This window comes from Wenzhouxiangella sp. YN9 (assembly GCF_056324165.1).
Genome location: NZ_JBJNIP010000043.1, coordinates 76473 through 84104, shown reverse-complemented (window position 1 = coordinate 84104; position 7632 = coordinate 76473). Strand labels below are relative to the sequence as shown.

4 protein-coding genes are annotated in these 7632 nt (G+C 64.5%); 2 read left to right on the top strand and 2 right to left on the bottom strand.

Annotation, left to right across the window (positions count from 1 at the left end; translation table 11 throughout):
- Together ACEWQ0_RS00915 and ACEWQ0_RS00910 are read right to left on the bottom strand one after the other, a co-directional pair.
- Nucleotides 1-2010 (bottom strand): M3 family metallopeptidase (locus ACEWQ0_RS00915; protein WP_476484206.1); only part of this gene is annotated, 2010 nt, incomplete at its 3' end.
- 23 nt (nt 2011-2033) lie between these two features.
- A complete protein-coding gene (locus ACEWQ0_RS00910) occupies nt 2034-3278 on the bottom strand; it encodes an aminotransferase class I/II-fold pyridoxal phosphate-dependent enzyme (protein ID WP_476484205.1) in 1245 nt (414 codons plus the stop codon).
- A gap of 363 nt (nt 3279-3641) precedes the next feature.
- Here ACEWQ0_RS00910 and ACEWQ0_RS00905 point away from each other — a divergent pair, with 363 nt between their 5' ends.
- Nucleotides 3642-6524, top strand: a complete 2883-nt coding sequence (locus ACEWQ0_RS00905) for a M14 family metallopeptidase (protein WP_476484204.1) — start codon at nt 3642-3644, stop codon at nt 6522-6524.
- Between the two features lie 200 nt (nt 6525-6724).
- Nucleotides 6725-7618: a 4-hydroxy-tetrahydrodipicolinate synthase gene (gene dapA, locus ACEWQ0_RS00900; RefSeq protein ID WP_476484203.1), complete on the top strand. Its 894-nt coding sequence runs from the start codon at nt 6725-6727 to the stop codon at nt 7616-7618.
- Nucleotides 7619-7632: the final 14 nt, after the last annotated feature.

The window sequence follows — 7632 nt, the reverse complement described above, 5'->3', positions numbered from 1 at the left end:
GTAAGAAGCCAGCAACGGCTCCAGCGCCGGTTCGCGACCCCTGAAAGCCAGCCAGGATTCCTGAATCGGACGGCTTGAGCCGACTTCCAGGATTTCGCGCGCCAGCCGGCCGCCGGTTTCGGTATTGAACAGCCCGGTTTCCCGAAACAGCTCGAAGGCGTCGCGGGCGAGCTGCTCGGCCCAGAGGTAGCTGTAGTAGCCGGCCGCGTAGCCGCCGTCGAACAGATGGGTGAAGCTCATCAAAAAGCGGTTGTAGTCGGGCATAGGCAGCACGGCAACCTGGTCGTGGATTTCGTGCATGATCTCGATCGGGTCCGCGCCGGGGCGGGTGTGCAGCGCCATATCGCTCAGGGCAAATTCAATCTGGCGCACCAGCGCCATGGCGCCCTGGAATTCCTGATCGGCCTTGAGCCCGGTGAGCAGCTTTTCCGGCAAGGGCTCGCCGCTGTCGACGTGGCGCGCGTAGCGCGCGAGCGACTCGGCCTCCCAGGCCCAGCCTTCCATCAGCTGGCTGGGCAGCTCGACTGCGTCCCATTCCACGCCGTTGATGCCGGCCACGCCGGGCAGGTCGACTTGCGTGAGCAGATGGTGCAGGCAGTGGCCGAACTCGTGGAAGAGCGTGACCACGTCGTCGTGGGTCAACAGGCTCGGGTGGTCTTTCGCTGGCGGCGCGAAGTTGCAGGTGAGATAGGCGATGGGTAGTTGCTCGACGCCGGCCACGCGCATGCGCGCGCGACACACGTCCATCCAGGCGCCACCGGACTTTCTCGGTCGGCTGTAGAGGTCGAGATAAAGACCGGCGACCTGGCGGCCTTGGCCATCGATCACCTTGAAGAAATGCACGTCCGTGTGCCAGGTGTCGATTGAATCGTCGGCCTCGAAACGCAGTCCGAACAGCTGGCCGGCGGTGGTGAACAAGCCGTCGAAAACGCGCTGAAGCTCGAAGAAGGGTTTGAGCATCGATTCGCTGATGCCGAGCTTCTTCTCGCGCAGTTTTTCGCTGTAGTAGGCGATATCCCAGGGCGCCAGTGGGGTCTGGGCGCCAAGCCCGGCGGCAAACTCGTTGAGCTCGTCGAGCTGCTCCTGCGCCTGCGGCCGGGCGCGTCCGGCCAGGTCGCGGAGGAAGTCTTCCACCTGCTGTGCGCTGTCGGCCATGCGCGTGGCAAGCCGCATGGCGCCATGATGCTCGAAATCCAGCAGCTTCGCCTGTTCGTCTCGCAGAGCGAGCATCTCGCGCATGATCGGGCCGTTGTCGAACTCGCCGGCGTTGGGGCCGGCATCGGACGCGCGCGTGGCGAAGGCGCGGTGGAAGCGCTCGCGCAGCTCGCGGTCGTCGGCAAAGGTGATGATGGCGCGAAAGGCCGGAAAGCTCAGGTTGGCCATCCAGCCGCTTTTACCCGCGTCTTTGGCCATGCCGGCGAGCAGGTCCAGTTCCGCCTGTGGGAGGCCGGCCAGCTGCCGGGCATCGTCGAAGGTCTCGCTGTAGGCCTCGGTGGCGTCGAGCACGTGGTTGCCAAAGCGGTTGCCCAGCTCCGACAGCGCCAGGCTGATGTCGCCAAAGCGCTTGCGCTGATCTGTGGGCAGGTCGACGCCGGCCAGATGGAAGTCGCGCAGCTCGTGCTCGATGGTCGCCCTCAGCCCGGCTTCCTGTTCGGCAAAGTCCGGGCGCTCAGCCAGCGCCTTGTAGGCGGCCCACAATTGGCGGTTGTGGCCACGCTCGGTTGAAAAGCGCGTCATCGGCTCGATGCAGGACTCGTATGCCCGGCGCCATTCGCCGGTATTGATCACCGAATGCAGATGCGAGATGGTCGAGAAGGTGTTGGCCAGGGCGTTGTCGGCCAGCGTCTCGGCCTCGACCACGCTGGCGTAGTCGACCGCATCGCCCAGCGCTTCGATCTTCTCGATGACGGCGCGATACTCGACCAGGCGCTGCTCGACGGCAGGCAGGGCGTGCTCGGGGCGAATGGCGGAAAAGGGCGGCAGGCCGCTGGCCAGCAGGGGATTGTCCATGATCTCTCTTGTTCTTTCGGGGGTTAGTTGACGGCCCGGATCCGCTGCGGCTCGTCGGCCAGTTCTTCAAGCAGATCTTCGATGCGCTCGAAGGCGTCGCCGAGCTGCTCGGCTTCGGGCAGCAGGGTGATCCGGAAATGATTGCGTTCGGGAATGTTGAAGCTCGATCCGGGCACGATCAGGATGTGCTTGTGCTCGAGCAGTTCGGCGGCGAAACGATGGTCGTCGAACTGGCCGAAGATATCGCTGCGCACCGAAGGGAAAGCGTACATGGCCCCCATCGGCGTGACCAGGTCGAGAAAGCGGCTGTTTTCGCAGGCGGTGATCACCGCCTGGCGGGACTCGAACAGCCGACCGCCGCGGCCGATCAGATCGGCAATCGACTGGTAGCCGCCGAGCGCGGTCTGCACCGCCCACTGGCCCGGCACGTTGGCCGAGAGCCGGAGCGCGGCCAGCTTTTCGACCGCCAGTCGATAGTCTTCGGCGCGCTCGATGGCGCCGGTGAAGACCGCCCAGCCCACGCGCCAGCCGCAGGCGCGATAGACCTTTGACAGGCCACCGAAGCTCACGCACAGGGTGTCGGGCGCAAGCGGCGCCATCGGCACGAAGCGGGCGTCATCAAAGCAGATGCTGTCGTAGATCTCGTCGGCAAAGATGATCAGATCGTGCCGCGTGGCCAGTTCGGCCAGCGCCACGAGCGTTTCTTCCGGGTAGACCGCGCCGGTGGGGTTGTTGGGGTTGATCACCACGATGGCGCGCGTTCTCGGCGTGATCAGCTTCTCGATGCTGGCCACGTCGGGCAGGAAGCCGTCGGATTGTCGACAAAGATAGTGCACCGCCTTGCCGCCGTTGAGCACGACCGCGACCGTCCACAGGGGGTAGTCCGGTGCCGGCACCAGAACCTCGTCGCCGTCTTCGAGCAGCGAGCGCAGCGTCAGGTCGACCAGCTCGGACACGCCGTTGCCGATCTGCACTTGATCGTGGCGCGTCTCGGTCAGCCCGCGCGCCTGGAATTGCATGGCTACCGCCTCGCGCGCCGGAAAGATACCGGCCTGGTGGCCGTAGCCCTCGGAGTAGGGCAGATTGCGGATCACCGCCCGGCGCATCGACTCGGGCGTGCGAAAGCCGAACGCGCCGGGGTTGCCGATGTTCAGGTGCAGGATATCGTTGCCCTGCTGCTCGAGCTCGCGGGCGCGCCGGGCCAGAGCGCCGCGAATCTCGTAGCGTACGGCCCCGAGCCTGCTGGCGGTCTGGAACGGCGGTTTCATGCCCGTCATCATACCTTTTTCAAGGCTTGAGTCGCGGGCGTATCGAGGCATTCGGCCGCTACCCGAGGCGCCGACTGAAAAATGAAGCCTTGCGCCTGTTCCCCAAGGGGTTTGGCGGCGGCCACCCGCGAGGCAACCGCTGCCGCCGGCTGAGGCTCGCCCGGCTCTTCGCAGGCATCTCGGCCCATCGTCGCAACTTCGGTTTGGAGATGCAGTTAACACAACCGCGCGCAAAAAAAGAATCGCGCCGCGGTGTCCGGGGCATTCCGCTATCTGGCGACAGGCCGGTGTGAATCCTGGCTGCGCATATGCGTTAATCTCACGGGTTGGATCCATTCGAATGCCCCCGAAAAAGGAAGATTCATGTCCCGATTTTTTCTGATTTTCACCTTGCTGGTGCCGCTGGCGCTGGCGCAGGCCGCGACACCTTACCCCGAACCCAAGCCCTCAGCGCTGGCGGGCCTTGAGTACCCGCACTCGCTGTTCCCCGAAGGCGCTGATCATGACTCGGCCATCCCGCGGCCCGAAACCGTGCTCGGTTTCGAGGTCGGCGAACAAGTCGCCACCTCCGAGCAGATTGTGGAGTACGCCCGGAAGGTTGCCGAAGCGTCGGATCGCGTCGAGCTGGTGGAATACGGCCGGACTTTCGAGGGCCGACCGCTGGTCTATCTGATCGTGTCGACGCCGGAGAATGTGGCACGGCGTGACGAGATCCAGGCCGGTATGGCGGCGCTGGGTGATGCCCGCGAATCTTCCTCGGCCGAGCGTGAGCGCCTGGTCAAGGAGCTGCCCGCCGTCGGCTGGTTCGGCTACTCGATCCACGGCAATGAAAGCTCGGGGTCGGATGCGGCACTGGCCGTTCTCTATCACCTGGCCGCCGACCGTTCGCAGGCCACCGCTGACCTGCTCGAAGACGTGGTCATGATCATCGACCCCAACCAGAATCCGGACGGGCGCATGCGCTTTGTCAACGGCGTTCACCAGGGTCGCGGTGCGCAGCCCAATGTCGACGATCAGTCGCTGGTGCACACCGGCTACTGGCCCTTCGGCCGCGGCAATCACTATCTGTTCGACCTCAACCGCGACTGGCTGTACGCGCGCCACCCCGAAACCCGCGGCCGTGTTCCGCACGTCATCGACTGGAAGCCGCTGCTGTTTGTCGACATCCACGAGATGGGTTCGCAGGACAGCTACCTGTTCTCGCCGCCGCGCGAGCCCTACAATCCGCATCTGCCGCACCAGGGCAGTGACATGGGCAACCGCTTTGCCGACGATCAGGCTGTCGCCTTTGATGAGTATGGCTACCCGTATTACTCGGGTGAGTGGAACGAGAACTGGTTTCCCGGTTATTCCGACGCCTGGGCGTCGCTGCGCGGTGCGCACGGCATCCTCTACGAGCAGGCCCGTATTGCCGACGACGCTGTGCAGCGCCCCAGCAACCTGGTCAGTTACCGTCAGTCGGTGCATCATCAGGTGCTCTCGACCTTTGCCAACCTGAACACCCTGCGCAACAATCGGGGTGAGATGCTCGCAGCCTTTGCCGAAGACAAGGCCTCGCTGGTGACATCCGGCGAGCCCTACGGCGATCGCAGCTTCGTCATTCCGTCCGGCGACAACCAGGGGCGGATGAATGATCTGCTCGAGCTGCTCGCCATCCAGGCGGTCGAGACCCACCGCCTGACCGAAAGCGTGCGCGTCTCACGCGCCACCAATCGCCTCGGTCAGGAGCGTCGTAACGTGACCCTGCCGGCGGGCAGCATTGTCGTGCGCAATCGCCAGCCCGAAGCACGGCTGGTGGCGGCGATGTTCGAGTTCGACCCGCATATCAGCGAATCGGCGCTCAAGGCCGAGCGTGAGAGCGTGCTCAAGGACGGCAGCAGCACGCTCTACGACACCACCGGCTGGAACCTGCCGATGATGTTCGACCTGGAAGCCTTCAGCGTGCCCGAACATCTGACCCGTTCGCTCGAGCTCATCGAGCCGGCGGCCCAGAATGGTTCGGTACAAACGCGTGCCGATGCCATTGCCCTGATTGCCTCAGGTCACGACGACCGTACCGTGGCCCTGGCAGCCCGGGCCATGGAGCGCGGCCTGCACGTGCGTGCCAACACTCGCGAGTCTCAGCTGGACGGCATTTCGCTGCCGGTGGGCTCGATTGCAATTACCCGCGACGACAACCGCCAGGTCAAGGACTGGCAAAAGACCGTTGCCGCAGCCGCCAACGAGCTGGGCCTGACGGTACAGGCCATCGGGCACGGCCGCGCGCCGGGCGAAAAGGCTGATCTGGGCGGCGGTTACTGGCAGCTGCTCAAGCAGCCCAGCATTGCGCTGATGAGCCGCGGCAGCACCAATATGCTCGATTTCGGGGCGGTCTGGTACCTGCTCGACCACCGTATTGGCATTCGCCACAGCCATCTGGACGAAAACCGGGCCGCGCAAACCGACCTGCGTCGCTACAACGTTATTTACCTGCCGGATCGCTGGGGCGGCAAGCTGCCCGAGGGCCTGCAAGACAAGCTGGCTGACTGGGTGGAAGCTGGCGGCACGCTGATCGCTGCCGGCAGCGCCGTGCGGTCGCTCACCGACGGCGAGGATCCGCTGGTTTCGACCCGCACGCTCTCGCAGGTAGCCGGCGACGATCTTTCCGGCTACCAGGACGCTCTGCATCGCGAGTGGCTGGCAGCCAACAACCCCCTGCCGAAAGATATCTGGGGTTACGGTGCCGGTGACGGCAGCGACTATCCTTGGGCAGGACTTGCCGACACGCTGCCGTCAACCGAGGAGCGTGAGCGCCGCGATGCCTGGCAGAAGCTGTTCATGCCTTCCGGTGCGCTGATTGCCGCGCGAGCGGACGCTGAACATTGGCTGGCAGCGGGCACGGGTGATTATCTGATGGCGCTGTTTTCCAACTCGCCGGTGCTCATGAGCAAGCCGCCGGTGCAGGCCCCGCTGCGGGTTGGTGTGCACACCGATGCCGATACCGAGGCCGGCCTGGTTGGCTGGGGCGCAGTGCCTGCAGGCAAGGCGCTTCGTGTCCGTGCCGGCGGCCTGCTGTGGCCCGAAGCGCGTGAGCGCATTGCCAACGGTGCCTGGCTCACGCGTGAGTCGGTGGGGCAGGGGCAGGTGATCCTGTTCGCGCATCCGCCGGCCTTCCGTGCGGTACAGCTTGGCGCCATGCGGATTCTGGAAAATGCGCTGATCATGGGCCCCGGTCTGGGTGCGAATCAGGCCGTCGAGTTGCCCTGAGCACGCCGTCTGATGACTGGTTCTGGAGCCGCAGATTGCGCCGCCTGACGCTCGCCGCAGCCGGCAGGCTGGGCGGAAGCGCTGCGCTGATCTGCGGCTCCAAGAACTATTTGTTATTGGCCTTGCCGAAAAGACATGAGCGATGCTATGGCACTATGCTGGGGTAACTGTTCAGTCCACAACATCCATGGAGTCGAATCGTGCAGGTAAAAGGCGTCTACACAGCTCTGATCACGCCCTTCGATGAGTCGGGCGAAGTTGATTACAACGTGCTCGGCGAGCTGCTGGAAAAACAGGTTGCCGCCGGCGTCAGCGGCGTGGTGCCGATGGGCACCACCGGCGAGTCGCCAACGATGTTCAATGCCGAACACGACGAAGTGGTTCGCTACACCGTCGAGAAAGTGGCTGGACGCGTGCAGGTCTGGGCCGGCACGGGGTCGAACAATACCGAGCAGGCCATTCGCACCACCCGCCAGGCCGAGGTCTCGGGCGCTGACGGTGCACTGCTGGTCACGCCCTACTACAGCAAGCCTTCCCAGGCCGGTCTGCAGCGGTACTTTCGCGAAATTGCCGAATCCACCGATCTGCCGCTCATCGTCTACAACATCAAGGGCCGCACGGCGGTCAACGTGGAAACCGACACGCTGGTCGAGATCGCGAAGATTCCCAACGTCATCGCCGTCAAGGAGGCGTCGGGCGATATCGGCCAGATGGGCGAGGTGATCGAATCGATCTGCCGCCGCGCCGACGATCCTTTCTGGGTGCTCTCCGGCGACGACGCCCTGACGCTGCCGCTGATGAGCATCGGCGGGCACGGCGTGATTTCCGTTGTCGGCAACCTGGTGCCCGACCGCATGGTGGCGCTGGTCAATGCGGTTCAGGCGGGTGATTTCGAAACCGCGCGCGATATCCACTTCGAGCTGCTGCCGCTGTTCAGAGCGAGCTTCATCGAGTCCAATCCAGCGCCGATCAAGGCAGCGATGAACCTGTGTGGCTTGAGCGTGGGCGGCGTGCGCAGCCCGTTGGCGCCGCTGACCGAGCGCAGCCAGCAGCAACTGACAGAAACGCTCAAGACGATGCGGCTGATTGACTGAAATGCCCGAAACGG